General features: G+C 41.8%; 12 protein-coding genes. 2 read left to right on the top strand and 10 right to left on the bottom strand.

Annotated elements, in window-relative coordinates; all coding sequences use genetic code 11:
• Positions 1 to 48: 48 nt before the first annotated feature.
• The gene (uvrB, locus tag ACIQZ2_RS07500; protein WP_395768233.1) at positions 49 to 2070 is read left to right on the top strand and encodes an excinuclease ABC subunit UvrB; all 2022 of its coding nucleotides are present in this window, start codon (positions 49 to 51) and stop codon (positions 2068 to 2070) included.
• A gap of 49 nt (positions 2071 to 2119) precedes the next feature.
• Here uvrB and pdhA read toward each other — a convergent pair whose 3' ends face one another.
• Entirely contained in the window at positions 2120 to 3130 is a 1011-nt protein-coding gene (gene pdhA / locus ACIQZ2_RS07495) for a pyruvate dehydrogenase (acetyl-transferring) E1 component subunit alpha (RefSeq protein ID WP_395768232.1), read from the bottom strand.
• Positions 3131 to 3270: 140 nt separating this feature from the next.
• Here pdhA and recF point away from each other — a divergent pair, with 140 nt between their 5' ends.
• Positions 3271 to 4371, top strand: a complete 1101-nt coding sequence (gene recF / locus ACIQZ2_RS07490) for a DNA replication/repair protein RecF (protein WP_395768231.1) — start codon at positions 3271 to 3273, stop codon at positions 4369 to 4371.
• On the opposite strand, the gene ACIQZ2_RS07485 is transcribed toward recF, so the two are convergent.
• The 9 genes from ACIQZ2_RS07485 to ACIQZ2_RS07445 form a co-directional block, all read right to left on the bottom strand.
• Positions 4337 to 5485 (bottom strand): glycosyltransferase, encoded by a 1149-nt coding sequence (locus ACIQZ2_RS07485; protein ID WP_395768230.1) that lies wholly within the window; start codon positions 5483 to 5485, stop codon positions 4337 to 4339. The two genes, recF and ACIQZ2_RS07485, sit on opposite strands and share 35 nt — an antisense overlap.
• 75 nt (positions 5486 to 5560) lie before the next feature.
• Entirely contained in the window at positions 5561 to 6856 is a 1296-nt protein-coding gene (locus ACIQZ2_RS07480; protein WP_395768229.1) for an amidohydrolase family protein, read from the bottom strand.
• A 4-nt stretch (positions 6857 to 6860) separates the two neighbouring features.
• Entirely contained in the window at positions 6861 to 9878 is a 3018-nt protein-coding gene (locus ACIQZ2_RS07475; RefSeq protein WP_395768228.1) for an amidohydrolase family protein, read from the bottom strand.
• Positions 9879 to 9934: 56 nt separating this feature from the next.
• A complete protein-coding gene (locus tag ACIQZ2_RS07470; RefSeq protein WP_395768227.1) occupies positions 9935 to 11284 on the bottom strand; it encodes a DUF6056 family protein in 1350 nt (449 codons plus the stop codon).
• A 4-nt stretch (positions 11285 to 11288) separates the two neighbouring features.
• Complete coding sequence (locus tag ACIQZ2_RS07465; protein ID WP_395768226.1) at positions 11289 to 12014, bottom strand: glycosyltransferase family 2 protein; 726 nt, start codon at positions 12012 to 12014, stop codon at positions 11289 to 11291.
• Positions 12001 to 12903 carry an NAD-dependent epimerase/dehydratase family protein gene (locus tag ACIQZ2_RS07460; protein ID WP_395768225.1) on the bottom strand — a complete coding sequence of 301 codons (903 nt, stop codon included), beginning with the start codon at positions 12901 to 12903 and terminating at the stop codon, positions 12001 to 12003. The genes ACIQZ2_RS07465 and ACIQZ2_RS07460 overlap by 14 nt, the downstream gene beginning before the upstream one ends.
• Before the next feature lie 13 nt (positions 12904 to 12916).
• A complete protein-coding gene (locus tag ACIQZ2_RS07455; RefSeq protein ID WP_395768224.1) occupies positions 12917 to 13663 on the bottom strand; it encodes an NTP transferase domain-containing protein in 747 nt (248 codons plus the stop codon).
• Positions 13663 to 14271, bottom strand: a complete 609-nt coding sequence (locus ACIQZ2_RS07450; RefSeq protein ID WP_395768223.1) for an HAD family hydrolase — start codon at positions 14269 to 14271, stop codon at positions 13663 to 13665. The genes ACIQZ2_RS07455 and ACIQZ2_RS07450 overlap by 1 nt, the downstream gene beginning before the upstream one ends.
• A complete protein-coding gene (locus tag ACIQZ2_RS07445; RefSeq protein WP_395768222.1) occupies positions 14264 to 15964 on the bottom strand; it encodes a 2-phospho-L-lactate transferase CofD family protein in 1701 nt (566 codons plus the stop codon). The genes ACIQZ2_RS07450 and ACIQZ2_RS07445 overlap by 8 nt, the downstream gene beginning before the upstream one ends.
• Between the last annotated feature and the right edge of the window lie 285 nt (positions 15965 to 16249).

Genomic DNA, 16249 nt, shown 5'->3' with positions numbered 1-16249 from the left:
TCAGCACATTTCCTATTCTCCACAAACGAATATTACGTACTTTTGAACATGGAATTTAAAATCAGCTCTTCTTATCAACCTACGGGCGACCAACCCAATGCTATCAAGGAATTGGTGGAGGGCCTCCGCAAAGAAGAAAGAGCACAAACCCTTTTGGGTGTGACTGGTTCCGGAAAAACCTTCACCATCGCGAATGTAATTAAAGAGGTCAACCGCCCCACCCTGATTCTATCCCACAATAAAACATTAGCAGCGCAATTATACGGTGAATTCAAATCCTTTTTCCCCGAAAATGCCGTTGAATATTTTATCTCCTATTACGATTATTACCAACCGGAAGCATTTATCGCCTCCACAGGAACGTATATTGAAAAGGATTTATCCATCAACCAAGAAATTGAAAAACTCCGGCTTGCCACCACGGCATCCTTAATGTCTGGTCGGCGAGATATCATCGTCATTGCTTCTGTATCGTGTATATATGGTATGGGTAATCCCGATGAATACAAAAATTCCATCATGCGCATCGGCGTGGGTGAAACGATTTCTCGAAATCAATTCCTCTTTAGACTTGTCGAAATACTCTACTCGAGAACCGAAGGAGAATTTCTCCGCGGTACCTTTCGAGTAAAAGGCGATACAGTGGATATCTTTTTGGCCTATGCTGACTTTGGTTATCGCGTGATATTCTTCGGGGATGAGATTGAAGAAATTCACCGCATCGATCCGTGGACGGGAAAGAAAATTTCGAAAGAAACCATGGTCGCCATTTTCCCTGCGAATTTATTTGTTACGGGCCGTGAGACGCTGAAAAACGCCATATCGGACATTCAGGCGGATTTGGTGAATCAAATCGCTTATTTTGGGAAAGATGGCCGCCTACAAGAGGCGGAGCGTATTAAACAGCGAACTGAATTTGATATGGAAATGATGCGCGAACTGGGCTATTGTTCTGGCATCGAAAACTACTCACGGTATTTTGATCAGCGGAAACCAGGGCAGCGCCCTTTCTGTTTATTGGACTTTTTCCCAGATGATTTCCTGATGGTTGTGGACGAAAGCCATGTGAGTATGCCGCAGATTCGTGCCATGTATGGTGGTGACCGTTCGCGGAAAGAATCCTTAGTTGAGTACGGATTCCGTTTACCGTCCGCGATGGATAACCGCCCGCTGACTTTTCAAGAGTTTGAAGATATCGTGGGCCAAACCATATACGTTTCAGCGACACCGTCCGACTATGAGTTAAAGCAATCCGAGGGCGTTGTGGTGGAACAAATCATTCGTCCTACGGGACTTTTGGATCCATTGATCGAGGTAAGACCTACTAAAAATCAAATTGATGATTTATTGGATGAGGTTTATGATCGAATCAAGAAAAAAGAACGGGTGCTGATTACGACCTTAACGAAACGAATGGCGGAAGAATTATCCAAGTACCTGGATCGCGTAGGTGTCAAATGCCGCTACATTCACTCCGAAGTCAAAACCTTGGAGCGGGTTGAGATATTAAGAGAATTGCGCTTAGGCGTGATTGATGTATTAGTAGGGGTCAATTTGTTGCGCGAGGGCTTGGATTTACCGGAAGTTTCTTTGGTAGCCATAATGGATGCAGATAAGGAAGGATTCCTACGCGATATCCGTTCATTGATACAGACAATTGGTCGGGCAGCACGTAATGAAAATGGTCGAGTAATCATGTACGGCGATAAGATGACGGGCTCGATGGAGCGGGCAATCAGCGAGACAAATCGCCGAAGAGAAAGACAAATGGCCTATAATACAGCGCATGGAATCACGCCTAAAACTATCTGGCGAAGTCATGATGAAATCATGGAACAGACATCCATTGCAGATCGTATGGCGAAACCGATGAAGTCGTATGGAATTACGCCGAAAGAATCCATGCAAGCGGCAGATCCTCTATTAGCCTATTTAAGTAAGCCGGAACTTAAGAAACAAAAAGAAGCCGTTCAAAAAGAAATGGAGCGAGCGGCGCGCGAATTGGACTTCCCATTAGCAGCTAAATTCCGAGATGAATTATTGGCAATCGATAAATTATTGGTTCAATAAAAAAGGCGCGGAACTGATTCCGCGCCTTTTTGTTACTTATGCTATTTGATTATTCTACGATAAACGGGTAATCTTCTTGTACGTATACATCTTTATATGCTTCATCCGCTGTAGGGAATGGAGATACTTCAGCAAAATCAACAGATTCTTGAACTTGAACCTTGATCTTCGCATCAATCGCATCTAAATCTGCTTGTGTTGCAATGCCGTATTCGAATATACGCTGCTTTACTTGTTCGATTGGATCACGCTCTTTGTAAGCTTCAACCTCCTCTTTTGAACGGTATTTTTGAGGATCAGACATCGAGTGTCCACGGTAACGATACGTTCTGAACTCCAAAAAAGTAGGGCCTTCACCTGCACGAGCACGTGCTGCTGCGCGTGAAACCGCTTCGTGAACTGCCTCTACATCCATCGCATCAACAGCCTCAGAAGGCATATCGTAAGCTTCACCTAACTGGTATAATTCCGTTACGTTCGAGGTACGAGCTACGGAAGTACCCATGGCATACCCATTGTTTTCAACCACAAAAATGGCTGGCAATTTCCATGTCATCGCCATGTTGAATGCTTCATGCAAGGCTCCTTGACGAGACGCGCCATCGCCGAAATACGTAATCGAAACATTGCCTGTTTTCTTGTATTTTTCAGCAAATGCCAAACCTGCTCCCAATGGAATTTGTGCCCCTACAATACCATGTCCGCCTACGAAACCTACCTCTTTATCAAAAATGTGCATAGAACCTCCCTTTCCTTTGGATGCTCCTGTGATTTTTCCGTATAATTCAGCCATGATAGCGTTAGGAGAAGTACCTAATGCTAATGGAATCCCATGGTCACGGTAAGCTGTAATGTATTTATCCCCTTCGCGTAAGGCTGATTTAGCCCCTGAAGAACAAGCCTCCTGGCCAATGTATAAGTGACAAAAACCTTTGATTTTTTGCATTCCATACAATTGACCGCATTTCTCTTCAAATTTGCGTTGTAATTGCATTGATTCATACCAATACATGTAGGTTTCTTTGGAATACTTAGGTGCTTGCGTTTCTTTCTTTGCCATCTGTCGATCGGAAATTTTTTGTTGCCATGGGAAAATGCCCAAGGCGAAATCAAGGCGAAATTAAAACAAAACACGTAAGCAGCCAAAAAATCGCGTATTATTCTTTATTTTTACAACATTGTGCCCATTCGCTCGTCTCTATGTACCTAAAATCCTTACAGGTCAAACAGTTTAAATCCTACGAGGAGGCGCAATTTGAATTCATTCCCAACATCAATTGCATCGTAGGTGAAAATGGCATTGGTAAAACAAATCTATTAGACGCCATTCATTTCCTCTCCCTGACCAAAAGTGCCCGTGGAGTGGCAGATCCTTTGTGCATCCGCCATGGAGATTCTTTTTTTATGGTTCAGGGCAGTTTTGTGTTTCAGAAAGATGAACATGTCCCCGAAACAGAGACGCAAATCATGTGTGCGGTACAAAAAGGACAAAAAAAAGCTCTATTACGGGACCAAAAACCCTATACACGTCTTGCTGACCACATTGGAAATTTTCCCATTGTTCTGATGGATCCACATGATACAGACCTCGTACGAGACAGCAGCGATACCCGCCGGCGATTTTTCGATGGCGTGATGGCCCAATTGGACCGCGGATTTCTTGAAAACTTGATGCGTTATAATCGAATCGTCCAGCAGCGCAATAGCCTATTGAAAATGTTTGCTGAAACCGGGACAAATGATGCGTTAATGCTGGCGAGTTATCACGAACCACTGGTCAGCTTAGGCGAATCAATTAATGCGGCACGGATTGAATTCTTGAAAGACTTTTTACCTCGTTTTCAGTCACATTATGCCGCACTTTCAGATGATCGCGAACAAGTTATGATTCGTTTAGAATCTACCTTTGAGGCGGGCAAATTAGATGAGGCATTGAAACAGGCCGAGCGACAAGATTTCGCAGCCCAACGGACTACTGTGGGAATCCATCGCGATGATTTCGAATTTGAAATTAATGCGTATCCGTTAAAAAAATATGGGTCGCAGGGCCAAACCAAAAGCTATGTAGTGGCACTGAAACTCGCGCAATTCGATGCATTAACTGCTGCCAAGCCTCGGAAACCTTTGTTGTTATTGGATGATATTTTTGATAAGTTGGACGACCGGCGCATTCAACGTTTGATTGAAATGATGGCCGATGACCATTTTGGACAAGTATTCATAACTGATGCACGGCCAGAAAGAACAAAGAATTTATTGAAGGATCTTAGTTCAAAGATTCAATACCTTGCGCTATCGTAAGCACAAAAGCCTCAACAGAATTTTCGCGTACAAATTCAGCTTGAAGTTTAGCATTCGCTTTACATCTACTGCTTAACGCCTGTGCAAATTCATCGGCATTTGATGGATTAATTGCCCGACCCAGTTGATATGCTGCGATTGTTGCTCCAATATTCCCTACTTGCGTGCCGATGACCGGTTTCCCTACCAAAGCCGCTCGAATTAATACCGAACTCATTCCCATGTGCCCTTGATAGGTAACCAAAACTACATCCGCTATCTCAAAACACAATTCGACCGTTGGATAATTTAGGTAATCAAAAATTTTCACAACCTCCAAGTCAGGGACTTCACGAATCAACAACTCAATGTGCGCCTGATAATTGGGCTCGATAGGGCCCGCTAGCAATAGACAAATGCGTTTAACTTCGGCAGAACTTAATTGCTTACAGGCCAACAAGAACGCTTCAATCCCCTTTCGCTGGTCTAATTGCCCAAAATTAAGAAATACCTTTTTCCCCTTTGGAATACCAATGGATTCCCGAAAATCTGCAATTTGTGATTGATTCACCGGTAAATGCATAACTGGGTCAGCCAATGGGAGCGCCTGAGCATTTGCTGATAAAGCCCGTAAGATGGGTACAGATGCATGTACGAGAGAAAAAATTTGTTTAATCTGGCCCGATGCAAACATCGACTGCCATATTTTCTGTTTGACGTAGTCAAATGGCCCCTTCACCTCTTGGGGCGGACGGAAGCTAATTCCTGCTACTGGAATATGCGCTCTTTGCCCCAGTATAGCTCCCAAAGGGAAGTAATCTACATACATCAATAAAGCTTGTGATGCCTGGGTTTCTTTGGCAATGGCCAACATCAAGTTCCATTCTCTCAGGGAGCGTAAAAAGATGTTACCCTTAACAATGAAGGCATTTTGTATGGGATAAAACTGAATATTTTCTCCCCAGACCAATTTCTCTAGATTTTGCCGCTTCGCAAAATCTTCTTGAAAATTTGAGCCAGTCGCAACGATCAATTCTACATCCGGCTTATTACTGTAATAGCCTATCAGATGAATCAGATATTCTGGATGGTGGCCATCCAAAATCGTGTCAAAAAGAAGTATGCGCTGTTTCACGAAACAAAAATAGGCTAAATAAATGAAAAGGTCGGCAACATCCGTTACCGACCTTCCAAGGTATAATTACAAAGTTTACAAGTTGTATTTGTACTTGTAGCGGTTGTACAACTGCGTATGTTTATTATCCAAGTTTATTGCACGCCCTTGAATAAACGCATGTGTTACCACACTCGTTTTCATATCCAACAAATCGCCTTGGCAAATAACAATGTTGGCATCTTTCCCATTCTCTAAGCTTCCCGTGCGATCAGCAATACCCAAGATTTTAGCAGGGTTCAGTGTAATCGCCGCCAAAGCCTCCTCACGTGTTAAGCCATAGGCTGACATCGTCCCTGCCAAAAATGGCAAGTTCCGAATTTGCGTATACCCATCACCTGAATCTTGACAAATAGTGAATAATACGCCTGCCTTTTGTAATTGAGCCCCTGTTTTATACGGTTGGTCTACCGCATCATCTTCAGCTGCTGGCAAGGAATGTGGTTCATGTAAAATTACAGCCACTTGATTCGCAGCTAAAATATCTGCAATCATCCAGCTGTCTGCCCCACCGGCAATCACCAATTTGAAGTTGAATTCTTTGGCAAAATCAATCGCGATTAGCATTTCTTTCACTAAGTCACAATGTACATAAAGGGATTTTGTACGATCAAAAAGCCCTTTAGTTGCCTCGTACTTCAAGTTGGTAGCGGCATGAGACTTTTCGTTGAAATACGCTTTTGCCTCGCGGAAAAATACACGTGCTGTTTCGATACGTTCTAATCCAGCTTTCACTGCATCCGATTCACCACCACGACGACCGCCTCCTCCATTAGGGCGATTTAATAAAGCAGGGAAAGTCATATGTACCCCATTATCCATAACATAAGCTGCATCTTCCCAATTCCATGCATCCAATTGGACGATGGTAGATGACCCAGAAATTAAGCCCCCTTGAGGTACGATTTGTGCTAACAAAACACCATTAGAACGCAAGGTGTTGATTACCTTACTGTCCGTGTTGTAGGCAATAATAGAGCGAATGTTGGGATTTAATTCACCTAATTCGTCGAAATCAGCAGTGGATTTGGTGGAACTCACTTCCACTAAACCTAAGTTGGTATTCGGTGCAATCAACCCTGGATAAATGTGTTTTCCCGTGGCATCGATGTGCTCCACGTCGGCCGACAAAGCCGGTGCTGAAGTTAAAATTGTCAATTTGCCTTTATCTATGGAAACGCTTCCATTTGAGATAACTTGGCCATTTCCGATATGCAACGTGGCACCTGTAATCACGATTTTTTTCGTTTGTGCAGGTGAGGGGTGCATGTTTTCTTGAGCCATCAACGATAGGCCCAAAAAGCAAAACATAGGTATTAATAGCTTTTTCATATTCTTATTCAATTAAATGGTCTTCATCTATAAAGCGGCTTGCGATACGCTCCCAAAGGCTCTTGTCGTGATTATGATCTTCTTCACACATGTTTTGGTTTTTAACAGTTGGTGCCGATGGCCGTGTGGGTGCCCCTCCTTTTTTGGAAGCAATCATCTTCTGAATCAGACGTTGTTTTTCCACCTTGAGCGCTTCTTGTAATTTTGCGTCTTGTACACGATCAAATACAACCGTACCGTCTACAATTGTCTTTTCAGACATTGCATAAATGCTCAATGGATGATCAGACCAAATAACTAAATCAGCATCTTTTCCTGGAGCAATGCTGCCAACACGATCTGCAACGTGTAGCATTTTGGCAGGGTTCAAAGTCACCATTTTTAACGCATCTTCTTCTGACATGCCTGCATATTTCACGGACTTAGCTGCTTCTTGATTCAAACGACGTGCCATTTCAGCATCATCAGAGTTAATGGCAACATTGACACCCAAAGACTGCATGATTGACGCATTTTGTGGAATCGCATCCAATACTTCCATTTTATAGTTCCACCAATCAGAGAAAGTGGAAGCATTCGCACCATGAGCTTTCATTTTGTCAGCTACCTTATAGCCTTCCAAAATATGTGTTAGCGTGTTCACCGTGAATCCAAATTTATCGGCTACTTTCAAAATTGTATTAATTTCACTTTGCACATAAGAGTGACAAGTAATAAAGCGCTTCTTATTCAAGATTTCCAATAATGTCTCTAACTCCAAGTCGATGCGCTTTCCTGGTCCTAGTTTCTCATAATCACGGGCTCGTGTAAATGCGTCAGTCAAGACTTGCTCAACACCCATACGCGTATCGGGGAAACGAGGATTGGATGTATTCCAAGAACGTTTTACGTTTTCACCCAAAGCAAATTTGATGAAAGGGTCCCAATTGGCAAATTTTAATGCCTCCGCATTTTGACCCCAACGGAATTTTAATAATTGCGTTTGGCCACCGATGGTATTACAACTTCCATGTAAGATATGACTCGAAGTAACCCCGCCGCTTAACTGGCGGTAGATATCCACATCGTCTGGATCAATAACATCTGCGATACGAACTTCTGCTGTTACGGATTGCGTACATTCATTAATGCCTCCGGTAGCTGCAACGTGCGAGTGTTCATCAATGATGCCAGCCGTCACGTGTTTCCCTGTCCCATCAACAATTCGTGCGGACGGATCCTTCAGCCCTTTCCCAACTTGTACAATTTTACCTCCTTTTACGAGTACATCAGCATCTTTCAAAACGCCTTGTTTTTCGTTGGTCCATACAGTAGCATGTTGAATTAATATGTTTTCCTGCTTAGCTATGGTCTTTTGGCCAAAACCATTAAATGGAAAAACCACATCACCTACGGCCTCCATTTTTGCGACTTTAGTCATCGAAGAATCTGATTTTGCGGCTTCTGTACGAACTGCTTTCCAAGAAATCCAATCCCCTGAAGCCAGTTGGCCGGTACCTGAAATACTAGTCCCATCGAAAGCTCCTGTCAAACGAACACGCTGCGATTTATCTGCTTTACTCGTATAACCTAGATTGATTAGTTGTTCTTTTTGGCTGAAATCCACTTGCGTTGTATCGCTTGCCATTAATTGTACTTTATACGAACCGGGCTCTCCCTTGATCAGCAATTTGCCAGTTTTCGAACCCAGGGTAACCTGGTAAGTCCCTGCTAAATTAGTCCATAAATCCGATTGAACGATGTGGTTAGTTCCTTGTACCCAGTTCTGAATAATCGCTGTTTTTTCTGCAAAAACAGGTCCATTGGAGATAAAGAAATTAGCGACTTTACCTTGATCTAAGGTTCCTACTAAATCTGCTACACCTAATAGTTGGGCTGGTATAGTAGTAAGCGCATCGAGTGCTTTTTGTTCAGAAAGTCCATATTGAATGGCTTTGCGCAAATTCGGCATAAATGAGCTAACATCTTTTAATCCAGACGCTGTTAGCGCAAATGCGATATTGGCTTTTTCAAATGCAGCGGGATTACTTGGGGCAAGTTCCCAGTGTTTTAACTCCGCCATATTCACGAAACGCATGTCGGTCGGATCTTCTACGTCGATGGTTTGTGGAAAGGCAAGGGGCAAAATAAAAGAGGCTTTTGTCGCTTTCATTTCGTCGATGCGCTGGTACTCATCACCACCCCCTTTGATTATATATTGTACGCCAAATTCGTCGCCTATTTTATCCGCACGAAGAACATTCCATTTATCAGTAGCTGAAAAAATTTGAGGAAGTGTTGCATTTTGTGTGAAGCGTTCTAGGCTGAGGTTCAACCCTTCCTCGGCAGGTTTAGATTTATACCATTGCGCGTCTAAAAAGTTCTGACGTAGCAAGGCAACGCTGCCCATTAATGAGCCTGGGTATTCTTGGGTTGATGAGCCTTTTTCAAATGAGAAATGCGCTGCGGTTTTTTCTTTTAGGATGACCATATTCTCACGATCCTTTGCTAAAGAAACCAAAGCGCTCGTCCCGCGTGAGATACCATCAGGCTGTAAGGTAGACACCGCTCCAAATCCCAACTTGCGAAGTTCTTTCGCTTTTGATTCATTGACCACGAAATGTTTAGCATGGTCTACTTCAGATTTTAGAGCCTGATTCCAAGAAAATGGCCCTTTTTTATTGCTTAGCATCTGTGAAGGTGCCCGATAACTATAATTACTTGCGTTAACGGGTTCCATGCCATAGTCACTATATGCATCTACAAAACTAGGATAAATGAATTTGCCTTTACATTCAATCACAACAGCATCTTTTGGGATAGCTACGGAAGTTCCGATAGCTTCAATGCGCCCTTGTTTGATAACTAAAGTGGCATTTTGTAAAGTCGTTTTTGAATCCTTTACGATGGTTGCGTGTACGAAGGCATAATAACCTGCGCGCGGATTCGCAACGTCGTTAATCGGAAAAGTGACTTGGGCTGAGAGTCCATGCACGAGGAAAAATAAAATTACCCCGAGACTCCGCAAGGAGAAAATTTTCATAGGTATACGTAATTGATGAACAAACAAGTTACCAAAAAAAACTTTTCTACCTATCCTTAATTCCGAATTACCGCTTTTTTACCGTAATAATTTGCCACACATTTACACCAAAGGTGCTTGGGGTCTGATGACAATTCTTCTGTAAAGAACAAACTTGATTTTGTTTTCAGGGGTGCTACAACAACAGAATCAGATTTTGAAGTACGAATTTGTTCAAATCTTGCCCGATTCTCTATGGCAAATGCCTCAGCCCTACCGCTAGAAAGTTCGTGGCGAATGAGCTGCAAATTTTCACTAAAGTAGATACCCGCACCTATTAAGACAATGATCAGCATAACCATTCCTGAACTTTGACCAGCTGGAACGTAGCGTTTGATATGCATCAATAAAAAGGCGACAAATACAACAAGAAAAAGTAGAAACAAACTAAGTATTCGGGGCGGAATATGAACTTCTCCTAAAGCAAATGATAATGGGATGAAGCTGACAATCATAGAACCTATAAACAAAATCGTTATCACAATCAGATTCAATGGGCGCATGCGCCGCTCCGAAGCGGGCAATGGAAAGCCCCACCAAACCCACGCTAAAAATGCCCAAATGAAAGGGGATGAAATAAACTGGCGCATCAAACCTTTCATATTTGATAATAAAATATGCACCCCATCTGCCAAATTAACATTAGTCACCGCCCGAACTTGATTGCCGGGAGACAACATAACTAATAAAAAACCGAGGAGCCATACAGCGATCAGTCCATACAAGTCTGATTTAATTGCTCGCTTAAATCGCCAAATCCAAATTTGATACCCCCAAAAAACGCCAGAAAACATTAACATGCTTACCTCACTGCTACCCATCAAGCAAAAAAGCAGGAAAAGGAGGAGTCCGTTTCGCATACGGCTTGGAGGGTCCATAAAATAGACCACCATGAGCATCAAAACAATTTGAAAAGAGATGTAATAGTAAATACCTGAGAACCAAAAAAACCATTGATATAGCCCAGGAACTGAGTATAAAGCAAGCGCTTGAAACAAAAAAGCCCCCGTCCAAAGACGATAATCAAGCCATTCCCATGGACTAATTCGTTTAATTACGTACAAGCAAGTCACAAATCCGAAAGCAATTAAGGAATAGGTATAAAATTGTAAGTATATAAAATCGGAACTAAAGTAAAGTGGACTTGTGTGCATTAATACATTTCCAAAATAGCGTCCACTCCATCCCATGTAATAGTAATAGGCCCCAGCTAATATCCCATATTCCTTGGAAACCCAACCAAAACAAAAGTCGTCGACAATGTTGGGAATATTGAAGCGCGCAACATTCAACATTAGGAAAACGATTAGCGCCCAAGCACCTAAACTGACAACAAACAATACCCGGGAAAGCAGTGGTGTCTTCATGCGCTCAAAAGATCACGCGTTTTTTACGCAGGTATACCGTGAAAAACAAAAAGCTTATGTAGAGAAATCGATTTCGCGCACGCAAATACTCTGCTTTCAAAGGCCGTTTACGGGCGGGAGCCGGTGTACATTGTACTTGAAACTCTTTAAATTCCATAGAGCTACAAAGTAGTTTCCCCGAATGGTCAAGTGAATAATTCATGTAACGTGCATCGAATTGCATCTGCTTTAATAACGCAGTGTCAACTAATTTAAATGCACAAGAAAAGTCTTTCAGCTTGGATCCATAAATGGAGTTACAAAGTCGATTAGAGGCTTTCTGTCCAAAACGATTGATCAAATTATCAAATTTACGTGTCCGATACGTGAAAGCAATTTTCGCCTCCGAGGACCATAAGCGAGGAATTATTTCATCGAGATTCTCGATGGGAAATTGACCATCTGAGTCGGTTATGAGTGTCCAGGTATATGACGCTTTTGCTATGGCGCGCGAAAATGAATAACCAGGGCCTTCATTCCGCTCGTTGCGCAAAATAGTTACTTGAGAATTTCCGGAAAAAGCCTCCTTCAGTTGGTCATATTGTTCGATGGAACTGAAATCGTCACAAATAATTACCTCAATAGCCGCTATATCTGGATGGCTTTCACCATAGGCAAGCCAATTTTGTGTCAAGGAAATAATTCCTGGACATTCATTATAGGCTGCCGTAACAATACTAATTGAGTTCATTGTCAATCGCTTGAATCATCGATTTAATTCCTTCCTCTAGGGATATTTTGGGGGACCAATCTAATAAGTTCGTCACTTTTTCTATATCGGCTAAGGTGGTATTGGCATCGCCAGCTCGAGATTCTGTGTGAATTTTGTCGAGCGGGAAAAATGCAGCTAATTCATTAACTGAATAATTAATTCCTGAGCCCACATTGAATATTTCCCCTACATATGAAGTCTCCATGGCTTTAATATTCGCCTGTACGACATCCGAAACATGGATAAAATCCCGGCGCTGTTCTCCGCTTCCATGAATTTCCAATGTTTCTTTATTCCGGTATTTATTTAAGAAAATGCCGACTACCAATGCATACGCCCCGGTTGTTGGCTGACCAGGTCCATACACATTAAAGTACCGTAAAATATTAGCCTCTAAGCCAAAATTGCGTACATATTGTTTTACATATAATTCCCCTATATGCTTTGTAAGACCATAATAATTTAAAAAATCCCCTGGATCTTTTTCATTCTGAATCCCGGGATGATTTCCATAAAAGGTAGAAGATCCTGAATAAACCAATCGTTTAACGCCTTGTTTTCTCGCCGCGGCTAACACATTAAGAGTGCCCAAAACATTGCTATCGTGGCATTCAAAAGGCATATCAAAAGATGGGCCACTGCGGGAAAATGCAGCCATATGAAAAATGCCATCCATCCCGGCAACTGCCTTTTCGCAGGTGGTCAAATCGTGAATAGACCCTTGAATAAACTCAACATCTTCGTGCAATTGGGTTGCATCACCAAACGACAAATCATCCAGTACACGAACGTGATGTCCTGCCATGATGAGCGTATTCGATAAATGTGTTCCAATAAATCCGGCACCCCCGGTAACTAAATATTGCATGTAATCTGTAAGGTTAAATTGCTTGTCGTTGTTTCACATACAAGGTAGCCTCCGCTAATTCCTCTGGTGTATTAATCCCAAGCGACTTGTAAAAAGGCTGGTCCAATCGCCAAAACACCTGAAATTTAGGTTGCAAGGTACCAATATATTTAACAAAGTTCTTTTCTCCTGTGACTTTTCCCGCGAGTGCATGTTGCGCATAGTCTCCCCAAGTCAACTCCAAAAGACTCTTCCGAAGCCCAAAAATCCCCATATCTTTAAACCCGTGCGAATCCACTACATCCCCTTCGCGTTGCTCGAAAACACGCACAAGCGATGTTGAGAATTGATATTGTACATAAGGATTCTCAACCCAGACTAATGGAACAGATGCGTCTTGTTTTTGCAAATCATCAAACATGGCTTGATGCAAACTCGCGTCACAGAAAGGCTGATCTCCCCATTGAAGTAATACATGCACATCATCTGGCATGGCAAGAATGTGAGAAACCAATTGGTTGACTGCATCAAACATCCCAGTAGCTGACTCTTGAACTAGCACTATAATGTTATTAGGCGCATTTATAGCAACATGCTTTTCGAAATACTGCTTGCCTTCTGGACTTAGCAACAAAAGCACCTGATCGATGGCGGGACTCAAGGACTCCACGATGAAATCAAAAACGGTTTTCTCTTCCCAAATAGGCGTAAAAATTTTGGGGAGATCACTGTTTAGTCGACTGCCCTTTCCGGCAGCTGGAATTGCTAAAATCTGTTTCATCACCTTTCAATTAGTTCCGATAAATAGGTATTTATTGATGGATAATAGGCATCAGCTAATTTTTCAACTTCCGAATTATGTACCCCTATGGCGCGTAAACGAGCCGCACGGACACTTTGAATGCCTTGTACTGAATCTTCTACTCCATGTATTTCCCCCGTTACGGCATATTGGCGGATGCAATGTAAAAAGGGCTCTGGGTCTGGTTTTGACCTGTAATAATCTTCCGCACAAACAATGCCATTGAACAAATCCTTTGCCTGATGTAAGTTAAGTAAGCCTTCGATGGATTTACGACTGCCTCCAGTTACGATGTAAAGACCCACGCCTTTAACGCGCAATTGATTTAATAAATTCAAATCAACGAATGCCTTCACCGCTGATAATCCAGCTTGGTAAGCGCTCGATTTATATTGAGCCATCTCGTCGGTATTGTAATGAATAGACTGGTAGCGATCAAAAACTTCACGCGTTTTTATCCCTTTTAAAGATTCATAAGAGGGACAAGGTCCCAAATTAAAATGGGCGAAGGTTTCTAGATAAGCCGCTTCATGGCCTGATTCCGTGTCAAAAAGTGTACCATCAAAATCAAGCAGTAGGTTAAACATATAAACGAACTAGGTTCTTAATTACAGTCCCTACCTTAGTAAATAGATTGACTTCCTTAAATGTTCGGTAGCCAATGGGAAATGAAGCTAGTTGCACCGTAGGAATTCGGTTAATTTGCTTCAAAAAGTCAGAAATATTACGATATGAAAACCCGCGATTCGCTTTAACCAGGTAAATGCCACTCAAAGGGTCAGGAACAATACGTCCGAATCGTACAAAATAGACAAAGCTCACCACATAAGATGTCAACAATGCGAATACAAAATCGCGATTCGACTCAACAAATCGGTGCTTAAAAGATCGAATTAATTGCCTTCTTGACTCGAAACGAGAACCAATAACGGCATCCACTTGATTCACTTGAACGATATTAATCCAGGAGTCTATCTCAAATAAAGCAATCTTCCCAGAGGCATCGATGTGCAAATGATAAGCTGCATTTTTTGATTCCTCTTCTAAAACAAATTTTATCTTCCGGGTAGTGTCTGAATTTAATCTAGCTATTTCGGGTAGGTAATGTTTCTCAACAAGCGGCAAGGAATTACCATAAAAATGCACACCAATGTGAACCGATCCCTCCCGCATGTCAATCGCCCGACAAATCCAATTCCATAATTTTTGTCCATCATGTTTTTGATTTACATCGGCAATTCGCTGTACAACAATGGCAGGATGAGCTTGTGAAGGTTTAATTAAACTAGACGGATCTATTAAGATGGCATCAAAAAAATCTAGCTTCGAAACACCGAACTCGCGAAGAATTTGCCCCGTGAACTGATCAAAATTGATATTTCGGGTATCACTATCGTACTGATTATTTATTATGGCCACCTTTTTTCCGGGAGCTGAACGCATGGCTTTTTCACAAATTCGATAAGAAGGAAGCAAGGATGAAAATTGAGTGCCTGAACCAAAAATAATCACATCGGCTTCAGACAAAGCAATTTCCGCCTCCTTCGAAACGGGTGGCACCTTGGCCATTGCAGCAATTTCAGACTCGGAATACGATTTAGAATCCTCGAGACTGGATAAGGCATGAAAGGAGAGAAGATAAAACGAACTCAACGGTTTATCACCCGTAAAGTTGACAATATCAGCTTCATTTTTGAGAAAATTCCCTTCAGCATCAAATGCCACTAATTTTGAATCATCTTCAGAGGAAACATTGATCAATTTGGCGGTCAAATGAAACTGGTTAGTCAAATTTCGCAGTGCTAGATTGAAATCTTGGGTCTCGACAAATAATCCTCCGATTATGATATTCCCTAAACTAAAACCGAGTAATTCGGAATATTGCTGCGTAAACTCAAGCAATTGTGTTGCCCCTAGGATAAAATATTTTTCAATAAAGGCATGTGCTCTTGGATCAAGATTGAAACGTTTGCTAGTTAACTCAGCGATTAAATTAGCAGGCGATTGTAAAAACAATCGGGTTTCATCCTCAGTTAAGCGATGTTCAAACAAGGTTTTGACATGTCGATTCGCTTCCGTAAAATCGTCAATGATGTAAGTGAAGTTTTTCCGAAAGTCAGATGGGCCGAGCATCCCTTGGTTGGCACTACGAATAATACCCGTGGATAAACCGTCATCATACCCATTAATCAGAAGACTTAAATTTACATAGGAAATATCTTTCAAATGCTTTATGAGATTTGCATTTCCATTCCCGCCTGTAAAAATTACTACATTCATGCTTTAAATTAATGAAATAAAAGTCAAAGTTAATGGATTAAAGTGATTTGCTAATTTGCTTCGATAAAAAAATCATTCAATTGACTGGAATGCATTTATTTAAATCCTGAATTATTGTAAATTGGCGACTCAATTAATATGACATTGAAAAACACACAATACCGACTTTTATTCCTCATTATTCTACTCAGCTTCTTTCAGGCTAGGGAACTATTTGGACAAAAGTTCAATGAATTCACTTTTAGTCAATTGCCCCAAGATTTCCAGCTTTATCCAAGAGCGAAT

Origin of the sequence: Aquirufa sp., assembly GCF_044342065.1 — a bacterium.
Lineage (GTDB): Bacteria > Bacteroidota > Bacteroidia > Cytophagales > Spirosomataceae > Aquirufa.
The sequence above is the reverse complement of the archived record's forward strand: the minus strand, read 5'-3'. Positions and strand labels throughout refer to the sequence as shown.

Excerpts from the sequence above, each read along its gene's own strand:
- uvrB (WP_395768233.1), top strand. The coding sequence starts at position 49 with ATGGAATTTAAAATCAGCTCTTCTTATCAACCTACGGGCGACCAACCC.
- pdhA (WP_395768232.1), bottom strand. The coding sequence starts at position 3,130 with ATGGCAAAGAAAGAAACGCAAGCACCTAAGTATTCCAAAGAAACCTAC.
- recF (WP_395768231.1), top strand. The coding sequence starts at position 3,271 with ATGTACCTAAAATCCTTACAGGTCAAACAGTTTAAATCCTACGAGGAG.
- ACIQZ2_RS07480 (WP_395768229.1), bottom strand. The coding sequence starts at position 6,856 with ATGAAAAAGCTATTAATACCTATGTTTTGCTTTTTGGGCCTATCGTTG.
- ACIQZ2_RS07475 (WP_395768228.1), bottom strand. The coding sequence starts at position 9,878 with ATGAAAATTTTCTCCTTGCGGAGTCTCGGGGTAATTTTATTTTTCCTC.
- ACIQZ2_RS07470 (WP_395768227.1), bottom strand. The coding sequence starts at position 11,284 with ATGAAGACACCACTGCTTTCCCGGGTATTGTTTGTTGTCAGTTTAGGT.
- ACIQZ2_RS07465 (WP_395768226.1), bottom strand. The coding sequence starts at position 12,014 with ATGAACTCAATTAGTATTGTTACGGCAGCCTATAATGAATGTCCAGGA.
- ACIQZ2_RS07460 (WP_395768225.1), bottom strand. The coding sequence starts at position 12,903 with ATGCAATATTTAGTTACCGGGGGTGCCGGATTTATTGGAACACATTTA.
- ACIQZ2_RS07455 (WP_395768224.1), bottom strand. The coding sequence starts at position 13,663 with ATGAAACAGATTTTAGCAATTCCAGCTGCCGGAAAGGGCAGTCGACTA.
- ACIQZ2_RS07450 (WP_395768223.1), bottom strand. The coding sequence starts at position 14,271 with ATGTTTAACCTACTGCTTGATTTTGATGGTACACTTTTTGACACGGAA.
- ACIQZ2_RS07445 (WP_395768222.1), bottom strand. The coding sequence starts at position 15,964 with ATGAATGTAGTAATTTTTACAGGCGGGAATGGAAATGCAAATCTCATA.